Below are 14,283 nucleotides of genomic sequence, written 5' to 3'. Positions count from 1 at the left end.
AATTACTCACGTATCTGGTAAGATAGCTCTTCAGAGAGAACACCTTTAATACCTGCCTCTATCCTATCAACCTCTTCGTCTTTCAGCGTTCTTTCCAAAGATTGGAATTGGATTCTTACTGCAAGACTCTTTTTACCCGGTTCTATCTGCTTGCCTTCGTATATATCTATTATTTCTACGTTTTGTATCAAGCTGTCTCTGTCTTTAATTTTAGACAGAACTTCAGCAGCCGCTACAGACTTAGGTAATACCAGAGATATATCTCTTTCAATAGCAGGGTATTGAGATATCTCCCTATATATAGAGCCGTCTCTTTTAGAGTGTTCTACTAAATCCAGCATGATCTCACCTAAATAGACTTCCCTTTTTAAACCATAATAATCTTTCGCCTCTTTAGAAGCTTTGCCGAGAGATGCAATTTTATAATTGCCAAGCATTATCTTTGCAGAGCAACTGTTGTTATAAAGACGGTTTTGGTCTATTATAATATCATAATCTCTGATACCAAAATTATTCAAAATTCTTTCAATAATAGTTTTAAGATCGAAAAAAGTATACTTTAACTCCCGCCCAGAACAATCTCGATACTTAATACCGCTAAGCAGTATCGCTGCCGCCTTGTCCTCTCTGGGTTCCTTGGGCCCTTTAGGCTCCTGCTGAAAATAAGAATAGGCCTTACCTAATTCAAAGAGGGCAAGATTATAATTCGTACGATTAAAATTATGCTCTGCTATCTTTAAAAGCGAAGGCATGATAGAAGGCCTTAGAACGGAATAACTCTTTACTATGGGGTTATCCAAAAAAATCATATTTGGAAAATCTAGCTTATCTGCTTCATCTTCAGACAAGAGAGCATAGCTTATCGTCTCATGCAGCCCCTCACGCACCAGGTAGTCTTTAACTCTATTTTCAAAACCGCCGCCGGTGAACTCTTTTAACTCCTCCTCCGAAGAGACTTTGAGAGCCGGAAGTTCCTGGGCTGGTATATTGTTATAACCGTATATACGCGCTATCTCTTCAACGTAGTCTATACTGCTGTTTAAATCGCTTCTATAGATAGGAGCTCCTATCTTTATCATATCTTTTGAAATAGACAATAGTTCACAACCTAAACTCTTAATTTTTTTACGAATCCAGAAACTAGAAGGAAGAGTCCCGATTTTTTTCTCGATATCTTCAAACTTCAGTACAACTTTTGACGAAAGAGGCAGTTGTTTCTTTATAAGGTCCTTGGTTTTATCTATTGCTACAGTCAACTTGGTCAGACTATCTGATGCATGCTTACAGACTAAATCAACAGCGCATTTAGAAGCAGAGTCAACCATAACAAAATCTACACCTCTCTCGAACCTGTAAGAAGAGTCTGTCGTCAGACCATGCCTTTGAGCTGTTCTTCTTATCAATAGCGGATTGAAATACGCACTCTCCAAAAGAACATTTTTTGTTTTCTCTGTTACTTCCGTTTCCAGCCCTCCTATAACTCCAGCAAGAGCAACGGGCCGTTTAGAATCAGCTATAACAAGGTCTTCTGGGCTTAACTCTCTCTCTACTTTATCTATAGTTATGATCTTTTCGTTCTTCCTGGCTCTTCTTATTATAATTTTACGATCTTTAATTTTATCATAATCAAAAGCATGCATAGGCTGGCCTAATTCAAGCAAAAGATAGTTGGTTATATCTACAACATTGTTGATAGAGCGCACTCCCATTTTCTGCAGTCTATCTTTAATAAAATCAGGTGCCGGCCTAACCCGAACATCCAAGAGAACTCTGCCGATATATCGAGGACAGGCATCCCCGTCTTCAATGGTAATATCGAATCCTGTCTCCTTTATACAGGCAATCGATATTCTGGGCAAGAATACAATTCTAGGATGTTCTATTTTTTTATCTAAAGCCAGTCCAACTTCACGTGCCAGACCTAAGATAGAGAGACAGTCTGGCCTATTGGGAGTCACCTCTATATCAAGAAGGTAGTCATTCTCTTCTATTCTCTCTACCGATGTAACCTCTAATCCTATCATGGTAAGAGAGGCAGAAAGCTCCTGGGGAGATATATCTATATCGACAAAATCCTTTAACCAGGAAAGAAGGGCTTTCATGAAAACTGCTCCAGAAACCTGATGTCATTGTTAAAAAATATCCTTATATCATTTATACCATACTTTAACATCGCTATCCGTTCTATACCCATACCAAATGCATAACCCTGAAAAATTTCTGAGTTAATACCGACCTCTTTGAACACGTTGGGGTGGACCATTCCGGCTCCAAGTATCTCCAGCCAACCTTTCCGCCCGCATACAGAGCAACCTTCCCCGCCGCAGATAATACAGGAGATATCAACCTCTGCGGAAGGTTCGGTAAAAGGAAAGTAATGGGGCCTAAACCTCATCTTAGTCTCAGGGCCAAAAAACTCTTTTATAAAATACCCCAAAGAGGCTTTAAGATGTGAGAAGTTAGTCTCTCTATCTACAACCAGCCCCTCTATCTGATGAAACATAAAAGAATGGCTGGCATCGAGGTTATCGGGTCTAAAAACTTTTCCTGGAGATAACACTCTTAGAGGCGGTTTAACTTTCTGCATCACTCTAACCTGAACAGGCGAGGTCTGAGACCGCAAAAGATATTTACGGTCAGAGAGGTAAAAAGTAGCAAAGCTATCCCGGGCCGGATGATCTTGGGGGATATTTAAAGCCTGAAAATTAAAGTAGTCTGTCTCTATCTCCGGGCCGTCTATCGAGCTAAAACCTATATGTTTAAAGATTTTGACTATCTCTCGTATTGTAAGAGTAATCGGATGAAGAGTTCCGGATTCAAACTTGCTTCCCGGTAATGTAACATCTATTTTAACCTCTGTAGGCTGATTGTCTTTAATGTTAATCTCTTTTTCCCGGATAATTTTACTAATACGATTTTTAAGAACATTGACCTCTTTACCGATAAGCGGCCTCTCTTTCTCCGGCAAAGCTGGAATCTTTTTGATAATCTCTGCTATCTTACCCTTGCGGCCCAGATAGGTGTTATTTACCTCTTCAAGGGTTTTTAAGTCTATAACCTCATTAAGATTAAGCTCTGCCTCCTGATATAACTCTCTGAGATCTTCTATATTCATGCTTTCTTCTTAACCTTCTCTATATCAGCATTCTGACCTATAACCACAAGGAGATCTCCTCTCTTTATCAAATGATCTGCCTGAGGAGATATATCTACTTCGCCTCCTTCATGTTTAAGCGCAATAACATTCAAGCCGTGCCGTGCCCTGATATCCAGTTCACCTAAAGATTTACCGACAAAATCCTCGGGAGGAGACATCTCTAAAAGGCTATAATCGCTGGAGAGTTCAATATGGTCTATGATACGCGGAGAGGATAGTGATTTTGCAAGCCGTATACCCATATCTCTCTCGGGCTGAATAACTCTGGTAGCCCCTATTTTCTCCAAAACTTTTACCTGTCCTTCTAAGTTTGCTTTGACTACAATCTCTTTAATGCCCAGCTCTTTTAGAAGAAGGGTAATTAAGATGCTAGCCTCAAAATCACTTCCAACGGAGACAATTGCAACATCGACATCCTGAATGCCTAATTTTGTAAGTGCTTTCTCGCTGGCAGCATCAACTGCAACAGTATTCGTCAGTCTATCTGCAAGCTGTTTTACAACCTCTTCATTGGAATCAATACCTATTACCTCTTCACCATCTTCAAGAAGAGTCAGAGCAACGCTTCGGCCAAACTTACCAAGCCCTATCACAGCATACTGTCTCATAATTACCAATCTCCTAGTTATATAGTCAACTTAGCCGACCATGACATTCTCTTCCGGAAGTTTAAAATCCACTTCCTCGCACCTTGCGAGAGCAATAGCCAAAGTCATTGGGCCAATCCTTCCGAAAAACATAGTTAAAATTATAATCAATTTGCCTACTGTGGTCAAACCAGCAGTAATACCGCAGGAGAGCCCTACTGTTCCAAAAGCAGAGACAACCTCAAACAGCACATCTAGAAAACTCCTACTCTCTGTTATAGAGAGTATCGTAGTTGCAAAAAAAATCCAGACAACACTTAAGACAAAGATTACAATTGCCTTCTCAAAAACCTGCATTGATATAGCGCGTTTTGCAATTCTTATCTGTGCGCTTCCTCTAAGCAGTGCTATGAGCCCTAAGACAATCAGAGCAAAAGTAACCGTTTTTATTCCCCCTCCGGTAGAACCCGGAGAAGCCCCGATAAACATAAGAGCACCGAGCATTAACTTGGAGCTTTTTTGAAGACTTCCAATCTCTACTGTATTAAAACCTGCTGTACGCGCTGTAACAGATTGAAAATAAGAAGCAAAACATTTTTCGGAAAAAGAATATTCTGAAAAAAGATGATCTCCTTCGGCTATGAAAAGAAAAGAGATACCTGTAAGAATCAATATCAGACTTACGGCAATAACAATCTTGCTATGTAAAGTTAATCTGCTTTCCCTCTTTAAAATTTTGCCCTTCGCCCAACACGCAAGGTCAAAGAGTACCAAAAAACCAAGACCGCCGGCAATAATTAAAGTTGTCATCAGAATATTGATGCTTTCCGAAGAGCGGAACTTTTGAAAACTTGTCTCAAAAAGAGAGAAACCAGCATTGCAGAATGCTGACGTAGAATGGAAGAGAGCACTAAATACTCCTATCCCGGGCAAGAACAGCTTAAACAGGCAGGCCCCCAGCAGCTCTATTAATATAGTAAAGACAATGATACCCTTGAGAAGCAGTTTAATGTCAAACTCTATATTTTCAAAAGCCAGAGAGAGAGTCTTACGTCCTGTGATCGTTATACGCCTACCCAGCATAAGAGCAAATATTGTAGAGAAAGTCATAATACCCAGTCCGCCGAGTTGAAAAAGCAGCATAATAATACCCTGCCCTAAAGGAGTAAAAAAAGAACCGGTATCATTAACAATAAGCCCTGTAACACAGGTTGCAGAAGTCGCTGTAAAGAGAGCATCGATAAGGGATATCTGCTGAGAGGTTGAGGCAGGCAACAGAAACAATAATGTCCCTGCAATTATGACTGAGAGAAAGCTGAGAATTATTATCCTTGCAGGTTTTATCTGCATCAGCCAATATGTTCTCTGGCTAAGGAGACTATCTGCCTGAAACCTTCCCTATCATCTAGAGCCATCTCTGATAGCTGTTTTCTGTTAAGCTGTACCCCTGCTTTAGTTAAACCATTAATCAGCTTACTGTAAGAAAAATCTTCGTTCTTACAGGCTATCGATACTCTATTTATCCAGAGCCTGCGAAATATTCTTTTTCTTACTTTTCTGTCTCTATAGCTATAGACCAGAGCCCTTCTGACAGTCTCCAGCGCTGTTCTGTAAAGTTTCCCGCGTCCGCCGCGATAGCCTTTGGCCATCTTTAAAATTTTATTGTGCCTTTTTTTTCTGGCAGGCGCACGTTTTACTCTTACCATAATTTACTACCTCCTTTTAACTTCAACCATACGGGAGCATCTTTTTCACTTTTTTAGCTTCGGCATCACTCACATAAGAGCCTTCTTTCAAAGATAACCGCCTCTTGGAGCGCTTCTTTCTCATAAGATGACTCTTACCAGCTTTAGCCCTTTTAAGCTTTCCTCCCCCGGTTAGTCTAATTCTTTTCTTAACTGCCTTCTTTGTTTTCATTTTAGGCATCGTAAGTCTCCTAATGCTTCGGAAATAAAATAGTTATCAGATACCTACCTTCGCGAGAAGGCGGTTTCTCTACGGTTGTTATATCTTCAATATCGCCAAGTAATTTTTTCATCACATTATCGCCTAACTCAGGATGGGCCATCTCTCTTCCTCTAAAGAAAACTCTTATTCGAACACGATCTCCCCGTTCTAAAAATTTACGGACTCTTTTAAGAATAACCTGATAGTCATGCTCTTCTATCCTGGGTTTAAATCTAACCTCTTTAAAATGCACCTGTTTCTGTCTCTTTTTGGCCTCTTTGGCCCTCTTCTCTTGTTGATATTTATATTTGTTAAAATCCATTACTCTGCAGACCGGCGGTGAAGCCCCTGCTGAAATCTCTACTAAATCTAACTCTCTCTGCTGAGCAATCTTCAGCCCCTCTTCTAAAGGCACGATACCAATCTGCGTTCCATCCGAATCTATAACCCGTATTCGCTCTGCTCTAATAAACCTATTAATGTTTATCCTGATACGCCTTCTGTTATTAAAATTTCTATTATTATAAGTTTTTGCCACCTATCTCTTCCTTTAATTTAGTTATTAACATATCCATCTCCATAGTACTCTCCTCTTTTCCCTTACGAGACCGCACTGAAACTGCTCCGGTAGCCTCCTCTCTCCCTCCGGCTACTAAGATATACGGGATCTTCTCTATCTCTGCTTCTCTTATCTTATAACCAAGCGTTTCAGGCCTGGAATCTATTGTAACTCTTATTCCTTGTTGTTCTAATATTCTCTCCAATTTTACCATATATGCAAGAAATTTTTTAGAGACCGGCAGCAGCCTTACCTGTTCCGGGGCTAACCAGAGAGGAAAATCCCCGCCGTAATGCTCTATTAAAGTACCGATAAAACGTTCCAAGCTTCCAAGAATGGCTCTATGCAGCATTATAGTACAATGCTCTCCCCCGTCCTCTCCGATATAAGTTAGATCAAATCTTTCCGGCCCTGCAAAATCGCATTGAATAGTAGCACATTGCCATAACCTGCCTATAGCATCTTTAAGTTTGATATCTATCTTAGGACCATAGAACGCACCCTCTTCAGCACAAGTTTCATAATCAAGACCCATCCCTTTAAGCGGATTTTCAAGAGCAACGGTGGCTTTCTGCCACTGCTCATCTGTGCCGATTGAATCTTTAGGGCGGGTGCTGAGTTCTATTTTGAACTCTTCAAACCCAAAGTCCAGCATAATATCCTGCGTAAATTTGATAACAGTCTCTATCTCATTTTCAAGCTGATCCTCCCGACAGAAAATATGAGCATCATCCTGGGTAAAACCCCGTACGCGCAGCAGACCATGTAAAACTCCGGTCTTCTCATGTCTATATACTGTCCCTGCTTCAAAGAAGCGAAGCGGTAGCTCCCTATAGCTATGCCGCTGTGACTGATATATCATTATATGACCCGGACAGTTCATCGGTTTAATTGCATATTCCACTCCATCGCTTTGGAATATATACATATGCTCTTTGTAATAATCATAATGCCCGGACTGCTTCCAAATATCAGCTTTTAATATTTGGGGGGTTTGAATAATCTTATACCCTGCCTGAATATGTTTTTTAAATACATAGTCTTCTATTGTCTTTTTTAATATCCACCCTTTAGGAAGATAGAAAACAAGCCCGGCCCCGGCTTGAGGAAAAAAGGTAAAAAGCTTGAGCTCTCTGCCCAGCTTACGATGGTCTCTGGCTTCAGCCTGTTTTAATCTCTCAAGATATTCTTCCAGCTCCTCTCTAGTTGCAAAAGCAGCACCATATATACGCTGCAGCATCTTATTAGATTCTTCTCCTCTCCAGTAAGCACCCGCTATTGAAAGCAGCTTAAATGCTTTTAGCTCAGATGTACTTTTAACGTGAGGACCCTTGCAAAGGTCGCTAAAGTCTCCATGTCTATAGATAGTTATCTCGCTGTCTTCCAGCTCACCTAATAGCTCCAGCTTGTAATCTTCCCCTCTGTCTTTAAATAGTTTTTGGGCTTCCTCTTTAGATAGAGAACTCTGCGTAAAAAGATAATTGTTATTTATAATCTCTTTCATCTTTCTCTCAATCTTTTCAAGATCCTCCGGAGTCAATCTATGCTCTAAATCAAAATCATAATAGAACCCATTTTCAATGGCCGGACCGATGCCCAGCTTGGCAGCCGGAAATAACTGCTGCACGGCATCAGCCATTATATGGGCACTGCTGTGGCGAATTTTTAAAAGCTTCTCTTCCATAATATTTATAACTTTTCTATCCTTTCCCAATATGGTGGGCGGTACAGGACTTGAACCTGTGACCTCCACGATGTCAACGTGGCGCTCTAGCCAACTGAGCTAACCGCCCAATATATACTAGTATAACGCAAATCTTATTTTGAAAGGTATTTTAGTATAAATTTAAGAAAAAAGAAAGCCTATTCACTTGTAATACTCAGACAAACTGTATACCCCTGATAACAACAATCTATTCCTTGTTATTAATACTTACAGTATTTAGAAAGTTTAAATTAAAAAAAGTCCGCTAAAAAATTAACGGACTTTTAATCTAACAAAGATATTGTTTGCTTTCTTACTCTGTCAGCTCTAAACCTCCAACTATCTGTTCATCTCTTGGCTTAAAACCTAGATCCATTATATATCTACCTAAATCATCAGGATTTAACGGTAATCCAAGAAATAATTTCGCCATTATTATATTGAAAGTATTCATTGGCAGCGTATCTTCTGAATTCAATGAATCTCTATAGCTAATATAATGTGAGAGCAACCCTCTTATCGGCTCTACTCCTATATCCATTTTATAGGGCTCTAATTGTTTTTTCACTTTTAATGCTGTTTTTATTTCCTCTATTCTCTCTAAACTTACTGGCTCCAGCTTACTTCTCATATATTCTACCAGAGAACCGGTTTTGAATGGCACAATATTCCCAGTACTTAAACAAGCTGGCCCCTCTTCTATTACTGCTGCAAACAAAGGTGTGATTCCAAGCAATCCAACTACCAGACCAAACAAAACTAACTTCTTCATCTTGCTACCTCCTTATTTTGACAGTTAATTCTTCCTTTTCGCTTCAACATGTAGAAAATATACCACAGGATTGCAATGTTGTCAAATTGTTTTAAAAAATGTTTAAGATGTACATATAAAAGAAAGATTAATTTTGACTCTTGGGGGATTAACATGCCGGGAGCCGGACTTGAACCGGCACGTCCCTCACGGAACATCGGATTTTAAGTCCGATGCGTCTGCCAATTCCGCCATCCCGGCAAAATTCATCTTAGCTCACTTAATTAAATATGGTATCAAATAAAGCCCTATTTGTCACCTGCAGGCTCTATCTCAATTATCCTGGAGGCGGCGAGCGGATTTGCACCGCTGAATGGTGGTTTTGCAGACCACTGCCTTTCTACTTGGCTACGCCGCCATTATTTTTTCATACTAAGCTTATCTAAAACATCTAATACATATCCTGCTAAAACAGCTTTACTTAGAACAGGCATTTTAATTATAAAGTCTCTTGCTACCAATGCAGGCTCACAATGATTATCCCCGTAAGGCATACTATCTTTATTTAGATAAAACGCCAAGGTCATATCTAAATCATCTCTGCTGCGTTTATCAATAGCACGGGCTATAAAATGTTCACTCTCCAGAGAGAACCCAACCAAAAGCTTCCTCTTACGTCCTCTCTTTTTAGAAAGGGAGCCTATTATACTGCTGGTCGATTTTAGCTGCAAGTTTAAACCCGCATTAGATCTTTTAATCTTACCGCTCTTCTTTCTAAGGGGTACAAAGTCGCAGACAGCAGTGCCCATAATAATAATATCCGCCCATTGAAACTCCCTCTCCATCGCCTTTTTAAGGTCAGAATAGCTTTCAACTCCAAGCCAATCTTTTAACCCTTTAAGCGGCTGCAAATTTGTCGGTCCTGCTACAGCCTTTACATTATATTTACGCCGCAGAGCTTCTCTGGCAAGACTATAGCCCATAATACCGCTAGAGTTATTAGTTATGCAGCGGACATCATCAATATATGCTTTAAGGGGACCAAAAGAGATAAGAAGATTCATCTTAGCAATTCTAAAGATTTCTTTAAGATATCTTTTGTGTCAGAGAGCCGGCCCTCCCCGGTATGTCCGCAGCTTAGCCATCCTTTGCCAGGATCTAAAAAGTTATAGCCGTATCCTTTTAATTTTGCAATATTCTCTTTTATAATCGGGTTGCGGTACATATTTTCATTCATGGCGGGACATATCAACACAGGTGCTGAAGAAGATATTATGGTTAGCTGCAGCAATTCAGAGACAATCCCCGAAGCAAGTTTGGATATAAAGCAGGCCGAAGCAGGTGCAACAAGAATTAAGTCAGCCTCTCCTGCCAAAGATATATGAGTCTGACGCTCCTTAAACATATCATCAAAGACCTCTTGGCCTGTCAGTGCTTCAAACGTAAGCGGAGTAATAAATCTCTTTGCGTTCTCCGTCAACAGCGTATAAACTTTATAGTCCTGCTGCGTTAATTTAGAAGCTATATCAGCCGCTTTATAGCTTGCAATACTGCCTGTTACTCCCAATAAAACGGTTTTCATCCTACTTTTTTGTATTTAAGCTTTCCTTCCTGAAGTTCATGAATAGCAAAAGTTGTCGGCTTCTGCTTTGTAACCAATTTCTGATTAGCCATAGCCTCGGATACCTCTACAGCTCTCTGTGCTGCTATAATAGTGGCTTTATAGATGCTCTCTATATTTCTTCTTACATCATCCAATTTTACATAAGACATCTCAACTCCTCCTTCTGGTTATCTATACCATTTTTTGACGTTCTGCATAAACTATAGATTTTACCAAATCTACGGCTTTATGTAAAACATCATTATAAACAACGCGGTGATAGTGAGAGACCCTCTCTATCTCTTTTTTGGCCAAATCTATTCGCCTCTCTATCTCCCCTTCGCTCTCCCCTCTATTAAGCAGTCTAATCCGCAGCTCTTCTATGTTGGGCGGCATTATAAATATCGCTACCGTATCAGGTTTTTCCTTAAGAACCTGCGCAGCTCCCTGTACGTCTATACAGAGCAAAACATCATTGCCCGCAGCTATTTGCGCCTCTATATCATCTCTCAGCGTCCCGTAGAGACTCTCCAATATTCCGGCCCATTCAAGAAAAGCACCCTCTTTAATAAGGTCTTGAAATTTGCCGCTGCTGATAAACCTATAATCTATACCGTCTCTCTCCGCCCCTCTTCTCTCTCTTGTTGTACAAGATATACTCCCGACTAATCCTTCGACTTCCTGAAAGAGCTTCTGAGCAATCGTAGTCTTACCCACACCGGAAGGACCGGAGATAATAAACAGCTTGGCTTCTCTATTCATTAATACGCTGTGAGAGTGTCTGAGTATTTAAAGACGAGAGTATTATATGGTTACTGCTGGTTATAAGACAGGACCTTGTCTTCCGTCCGCTAGTAGCATCTACAAGTCTGGCCTCTTTTTCTGCCCGTTCTTTTAATCTGCGCGCAGGCTTAGAATCCGCATTTATCACGGCAACTATTTTATCCAAAGATACCGTATTGCTATACCCAACATTTAAAGCCTTCATCTTTTAGACCTCCCCTATTCAATATTCAAAGACTGCTCTCTTATCTTCTCAATTTCAGCCTTGATCTGTACGATAAAACAGGCTGTCTTGGAAGAGAGTGCTTTTGCTGATATGGTGTTGGCCTCTCGATTCATCTCTTGGGCTAAAAAATCTAGCTCTCTACCTACAACCCCGCCTTTACTTATAAGCTTGCGAAGGGTCTTAAGGTGGGTCTTAAGGCGTACAACCTCTTCATTAACAGAAGCAAGTGCCGGCAGAGACGCCGTACTCTGAGCATGCTGTATTCGAACTGCTTCTCTCTGCATCTTTTTTGAAAGAGCCTCTTCTCTTGTTTTCTCTACTGAACCTACAACTTGAAGACTCTTCTCTATCTTGTTTAAACAGACAAATAAATCTTTCTGCAGTGCCCCGCCCTCTCTATCTCTGCTAATCATCAATGAATCTAACGCATTCTTAAGAGCTTTAATGATAAGCTTTCTCTTTTCAGCCGAGGAGATATCAGGACGGGCTTGTTTTACAACCCCGGGATAACTTAAGATATAATGGATATTGAGAGGTTGTGCTATGCCATGTTTGGATTCAATCTCTTTTTCAAGTCTGAGAAGTTTGCTAAATAGACGGTTGTTGACTTTAAGGTTCATACCCTCCTCATAGACAAAGCTGAGATTGAGATAGACTGCCCCGCGGGTAACCTGATTTTTAATAATTCTTTTCGTCTCTAACTCCAGCCTTGAAAACTCATCTGACATCTTAGTGTTAATCTCCAAATATCTGTGGTTAACACTCTTTATCTCGCAGTAGCACGAGCACTTCTCACTCCTATCACTCCCTTTACCAAAACCAGTCATGCTTCTTATTCTGTTTCTGTTCTTCGTGCCCATACCCTCACTCTCTCCTCTTTTAATACTCCGTTCTTAACGGCATAGAGATCAAAGATTATCTCATCCGGCTTAAACCATAGCTTTATCTCTCTCTCCGCCTCCTCAGCATTAGCGGAAGCGTGGACAACGTTCTCATAAAGACCTTTTGTAGTAATGCGGCCATATTGACCTCTGATAGACGTCGGGCTGGCCTCTTCAGGATTAGTTGCTCCGGCAATATCACGTACTTTTGCTATCGCATCTTCCCCCCAGTATATCATAGCCATCACTTTCTTTCTCTGATGCAGCTCACCCTGAAGATATTGAATCAACTCTTTAAAGAAGGGCTCAGTTTTAAGATGTTGGTAATGCTCTTCAGCCAGCTCTTTAGATACTCTAACTATCCTAGCCGCTATAATCTCAAGTTTTGTCTCTGATAATCTGGTGAGAATATTACCTGTTAAAGACTTCTTAAGACCGTCCGGTTTAATCAGCACCAATACCTGGTTTAACATATATTATGCCTCCCTGTCTAAAAGTATTGCCACTATTCTCTGAAGATCATCATTGTCCATAAAAAGAACTTCTATCTTCCCGCCTCTTTTCTTCATCTCTACATTAAGCTTGGAACCTATTTTTCTCTGCAGCTCCTCTAATGCTGCTTTAAGATGAGGATCTAAAGAGAGTCTGCCTTCTCTCTTTTTAGCTCTTTTTTCAGCCTCTCTAACGCTCATCTTTTCAGACTTTATCTTATCGGCAAGGCTCTGCACCTGCGGGCCCTTACCCAGCATTAATAAAGCCCTGGCGTGGCCAGGCGAGATCAATCCTTGACTTAAGTCTCTCTGTATATTCTCAGGAAGCGCAAGTAACCGTACAGCATTTGATATGGTTGAAATATCTTTTGCAACCTCTCTTGCAACCTCTTCTAAAGAATAGCCGTAGTCATCCATCAGCCTCTTATAGGCTTGAGCTTCTTCTATGGGATTCAGATTTTCTCTCTGTACGTTCTCAACAAGAGATTTTCTTAGAAGTTCAACCTCTTCTACGTTATGAAGAACTAAAGCCGCGATGCGTTCCCAGCCTAAGTTCTGTACCGATCTAAATCTTCTCTCTCCGGCTATTAATTTGAAAGATTCTCCTTCCTCTACAACTACTATAGGCTGCAGGAGACCATCTTTTGCGATTGATTGCTGAAGATGGAGTAATTCGGTCTTAGAAAACTCTTTTCTAGGCTGATACGGATTGAGTTTGACTCTATCAATCTCAATATCTTTATAGCGGCTGGAATCCTTGGCTCTCTTCTCCGGTATAAGAGCTGATATTCCCCTGCCCAGACCTCTCTTCTTTTCCATAAACTCCTCCCATTCTCAATAAAACCTCATCTACAAGCTCTCTGTACAATAAAGCTCCTACTGATTTTGAGTCGTACAGCTCTATTGGCAGACCATAGCTTGGAGCTTCGGCCAAGCGCACGTTTCTGTGGATAACTGTGTGGAAAACCTGATCTTTAAAATTATTGCGTATCTCTTCTTCCACATCTCGAGCAATATTCGTTCTATAATCTGCCATTGTAAGCAAAATTCCTAAAATGTCAAGTGAAGGATTCAGCCTATCTTTTATAAGATTTAGTGTTCCTAAAAAATCGACTAACCCCTCTAGGGCATAATACTCACACTGTATGGGGATAATTACACGTTCACTCGCTACAAGAGCGTTGATTGTCAGGATACCTAGCGATGGTGGAGTATCAATAATAATATGATCATATTGGCTTGAAATAGTAGTTATTCTGTTTTTCAACTTAAACTCCCGCTCTTCGCTCTCAATAAGCTCTATCTCGGCCCCGCAAAGTCCGATTGTCGAAGGCAGGAGAAAAAGGTTTGGTATTGCCGTTTTTAAAATAACCTCTTCAGTGACATCTAAATGTATGAAGTCATATATAGACTTACTCAATTCTGCTTTGGTTATACCGATACCGCTTGTTGCGTTAGCTTGAGGATCAAAGTCGACCAGCAAAACTCTGCCGGCACTTTTGGAAGCCAGAGCTGTACTTAAGTTAATTGCGGTAGTAGTCTTACCAACGCCGCCTTTCTGATTTGATATTGCAATTATCATTTTTCACGTGA

General features: G+C 40.5%; 18 protein-coding genes and 3 tRNA genes. All 21 read right to left on the bottom strand.

Going from position 1 to position 14,283, the window contains the following annotated elements; translation table 11 throughout:
• Positions 1–2: 2 nt before the first annotated feature.
• Positions 3–2,102 carry a phenylalanine--tRNA ligase subunit beta gene (gene pheT, locus P9L98_03140; GenBank protein MDP8216300.1) on the bottom strand — a complete coding sequence of 700 codons (2,100 nt, stop codon included), beginning with the start codon at positions 2,100–2,102 and terminating at the stop codon, positions 3–5.
• Positions 2,099–3,115, bottom strand: a complete 1,017-nt coding sequence (gene pheS / locus P9L98_03135) for a phenylalanine--tRNA ligase subunit alpha (GenBank protein ID MDP8216299.1) — start codon at positions 3,113–3,115, stop codon at positions 2,099–2,101. Before pheS ends, pheT begins: the two co-directional genes overlap by 4 nt.
• On the bottom strand, positions 3,112–3,765 hold the full coding sequence (locus P9L98_03130) for a TrkA family potassium uptake protein (GenBank protein ID MDP8216298.1): 654 nt from the start codon (positions 3,763–3,765) through the stop codon (positions 3,112–3,114). The genes pheS and P9L98_03130 overlap by 4 nt, the downstream gene beginning before the upstream one ends.
• 30 nt (positions 3,766–3,795) lie before the next feature.
• Entirely contained in the window at positions 3,796–5,094 is a 1,299-nt protein-coding gene (locus tag P9L98_03125) for a potassium transporter TrkG (GenBank protein ID MDP8216297.1), read from the bottom strand.
• Positions 5,094–5,450: a 50S ribosomal protein L20 gene (gene rplT, locus P9L98_03120; GenBank protein MDP8216296.1), complete on the bottom strand. Its 357-nt coding sequence runs from the start codon at positions 5,448–5,450 to the stop codon at positions 5,094–5,096. Before rplT ends, P9L98_03125 begins: the two co-directional genes overlap by 1 nt.
• A 22-nt stretch (positions 5,451–5,472) precedes the next feature.
• Positions 5,473–5,670 (bottom strand): 50S ribosomal protein L35, encoded by a 198-nt coding sequence (gene rpmI / locus P9L98_03115; protein MDP8216295.1) that lies wholly within the window; start codon positions 5,668–5,670, stop codon positions 5,473–5,475.
• 10 nt (positions 5,671–5,680) lie between these two features.
• On the bottom strand, positions 5,681–6,229 hold the full coding sequence (infC, locus tag P9L98_03110) for a translation initiation factor IF-3 (protein MDP8216294.1): 549 nt from the start codon (positions 6,227–6,229) through the stop codon (positions 5,681–5,683).
• Positions 6,213–8,003: a threonine--tRNA ligase gene (thrS, locus tag P9L98_03105; GenBank protein ID MDP8216293.1), complete on the bottom strand. Its 1,791-nt coding sequence runs from the start codon at positions 8,001–8,003 to the stop codon at positions 6,213–6,215. The genes infC and thrS overlap by 17 nt, the downstream gene beginning before the upstream one ends.
• A tRNA-Val gene (locus P9L98_03100) sits at positions 7,967–8,043 on the bottom strand. The genes thrS and P9L98_03100 overlap by 37 nt, the downstream gene beginning before the upstream one ends.
• Positions 8,044–8,268: 225 nt before the next feature.
• The gene (locus P9L98_03095; protein ID MDP8216292.1) at positions 8,269–8,727 is read right to left on the bottom strand and encodes a hypothetical protein; all 459 of its coding nucleotides are present in this window, start codon (positions 8,725–8,727) and stop codon (positions 8,269–8,271) included.
• Positions 8,728–8,881: 154 nt separating this feature from the next.
• Positions 8,882–8,967, bottom strand: a tRNA-Leu gene (locus P9L98_03090).
• A gap of 82 nt (positions 8,968–9,049) precedes the next feature.
• Positions 9,050–9,124 (bottom strand) — tRNA-Cys (locus P9L98_03085).
• Position 9,125: 1 nt separating this feature from the next.
• A complete protein-coding gene (locus tag P9L98_03080; GenBank protein MDP8216291.1) occupies positions 9,126–9,770 on the bottom strand; it encodes a phosphopantothenoylcysteine decarboxylase in 645 nt (214 codons plus the stop codon).
• Positions 9,767–10,288, bottom strand: a complete 522-nt coding sequence (locus P9L98_03075; protein ID MDP8216290.1) for a flavoprotein — start codon at positions 10,286–10,288, stop codon at positions 9,767–9,769. The genes P9L98_03080 and P9L98_03075 overlap by 4 nt, the downstream gene beginning before the upstream one ends.
• Positions 10,285–10,479 carry a DNA-directed RNA polymerase subunit omega gene (locus P9L98_03070; protein ID MDP8216289.1) on the bottom strand — a complete coding sequence of 65 codons (195 nt, stop codon included), beginning with the start codon at positions 10,477–10,479 and terminating at the stop codon, positions 10,285–10,287. Before P9L98_03070 ends, P9L98_03075 begins: the two co-directional genes overlap by 4 nt.
• A gap of 22 nt (positions 10,480–10,501) precedes the next feature.
• Positions 10,502–11,071, bottom strand: coding sequence for a guanylate kinase (gmk, locus tag P9L98_03065; protein ID MDP8216288.1), 570 nt, complete (start codon positions 11,069–11,071; stop codon positions 10,502–10,504).
• A complete protein-coding gene (locus P9L98_03060; protein ID MDP8216287.1) occupies positions 11,064–11,297 on the bottom strand; it encodes a DUF370 domain-containing protein in 234 nt (77 codons plus the stop codon). The genes gmk and P9L98_03060 overlap by 8 nt, the downstream gene beginning before the upstream one ends.
• A gap of 14 nt (positions 11,298–11,311) precedes the next feature.
• Complete coding sequence (locus tag P9L98_03055; protein MDP8216286.1) at positions 11,312–12,178, bottom strand: YicC/YloC family endoribonuclease; 867 nt, start codon at positions 12,176–12,178, stop codon at positions 11,312–11,314.
• Entirely contained in the window at positions 12,151–12,672 is a 522-nt protein-coding gene (locus tag P9L98_03050) for a nucleoside-diphosphate kinase (protein MDP8216285.1), read from the bottom strand. Before P9L98_03050 ends, P9L98_03055 begins: the two co-directional genes overlap by 28 nt.
• 3 nt (positions 12,673–12,675) lie before the next feature.
• Complete coding sequence (locus tag P9L98_03045) at positions 12,676–13,509, bottom strand: ParB/RepB/Spo0J family partition protein (GenBank protein MDP8216284.1); 834 nt, start codon at positions 13,507–13,509, stop codon at positions 12,676–12,678.
• Positions 13,430–14,272 carry an AAA family ATPase gene (locus P9L98_03040; GenBank protein ID MDP8216283.1) on the bottom strand — a complete coding sequence of 281 codons (843 nt, stop codon included), beginning with the start codon at positions 14,270–14,272 and terminating at the stop codon, positions 13,430–13,432. The genes P9L98_03045 and P9L98_03040 overlap by 80 nt, the downstream gene beginning before the upstream one ends.
• Positions 14,273–14,283 lie beyond the last annotated feature (11 nt).

It is taken from the genome of Candidatus Kaelpia imicola (assembly GCA_030765505.1).
GTDB lineage: Bacteria > Omnitrophota > Gorgyraeia > Kaelpiales > Kaelpiaceae > Kaelpia > Kaelpia imicola.
This window is presented reverse-complemented; position numbering and strand designations above follow the sequence as displayed.

What these genes read in the sequence shown, in the direction of transcription:
- gmk (MDP8216288.1), bottom strand. Translation starts at nt 11,071, where the DNA reads ATGAATAGAGAAGCCAAGCTGTTTATTATCTCCGGTCCTTCCGGTGTG.
- pheS (MDP8216299.1), bottom strand. Translation starts at nt 3,115, where the DNA reads ATGAATATAGAAGATCTCAGAGAGTTATATCAGGAGGCAGAGCTTAAT.
- pheT (MDP8216300.1), bottom strand. Translation starts at nt 2,102, where the DNA reads ATGAAAGCCCTTCTTTCCTGGTTAAAGGATTTTGTCGATATAGATATA.
- P9L98_03070 (MDP8216289.1), bottom strand. Translation starts at nt 10,479, where the DNA reads ATGTCTTATGTAAAATTGGATGATGTAAGAAGAAATATAGAGAGCATC.
- P9L98_03075 (MDP8216290.1), bottom strand. Translation starts at nt 10,288, where the DNA reads ATGAAAACCGTTTTATTGGGAGTAACAGGCAGTATTGCAAGCTATAAA.
- P9L98_03050 (MDP8216285.1), bottom strand. Translation starts at nt 12,672, where the DNA reads ATGTTAAACCAGGTATTGGTGCTGATTAAACCGGACGGTCTTAAGAAG.
- P9L98_03040 (MDP8216283.1), bottom strand. Translation starts at nt 14,272, where the DNA reads ATGATAATTGCAATATCAAATCAGAAAGGCGGCGTTGGTAAGACTACT.
- P9L98_03060 (MDP8216287.1), bottom strand. Translation starts at nt 11,297, where the DNA reads ATGAAGGCTTTAAATGTTGGGTATAGCAATACGGTATCTTTGGATAAA.
- P9L98_03055 (MDP8216286.1), bottom strand. Translation starts at nt 12,178, where the DNA reads ATGGGCACGAAGAACAGAAACAGAATAAGAAGCATGACTGGTTTTGGT.
- rplT (MDP8216296.1), bottom strand. Translation starts at nt 5,450, where the DNA reads ATGGTAAGAGTAAAACGTGCGCCTGCCAGAAAAAAAAGGCACAATAAA.
- P9L98_03130 (MDP8216298.1), bottom strand. Translation starts at nt 3,765, where the DNA reads ATGAGACAGTATGCTGTGATAGGGCTTGGTAAGTTTGGCCGAAGCGTT.
- rpmI (MDP8216295.1), bottom strand. Translation starts at nt 5,670, where the DNA reads ATGCCTAAAATGAAAACAAAGAAGGCAGTTAAGAAAAGAATTAGACTA.
- P9L98_03045 (MDP8216284.1), bottom strand. Translation starts at nt 13,509, where the DNA reads ATGGAAAAGAAGAGAGGTCTGGGCAGGGGAATATCAGCTCTTATACCG.
- P9L98_03095 (MDP8216292.1), bottom strand. Translation starts at nt 8,727, where the DNA reads ATGAAGAAGTTAGTTTTGTTTGGTCTGGTAGTTGGATTGCTTGGAATC.
- P9L98_03080 (MDP8216291.1), bottom strand. Translation starts at nt 9,770, where the DNA reads ATGAATCTTCTTATCTCTTTTGGTCCCCTTAAAGCATATATTGATGAT.
- P9L98_03125 (MDP8216297.1), bottom strand. Translation starts at nt 5,094, where the DNA reads ATGCAGATAAAACCTGCAAGGATAATAATTCTCAGCTTTCTCTCAGTC.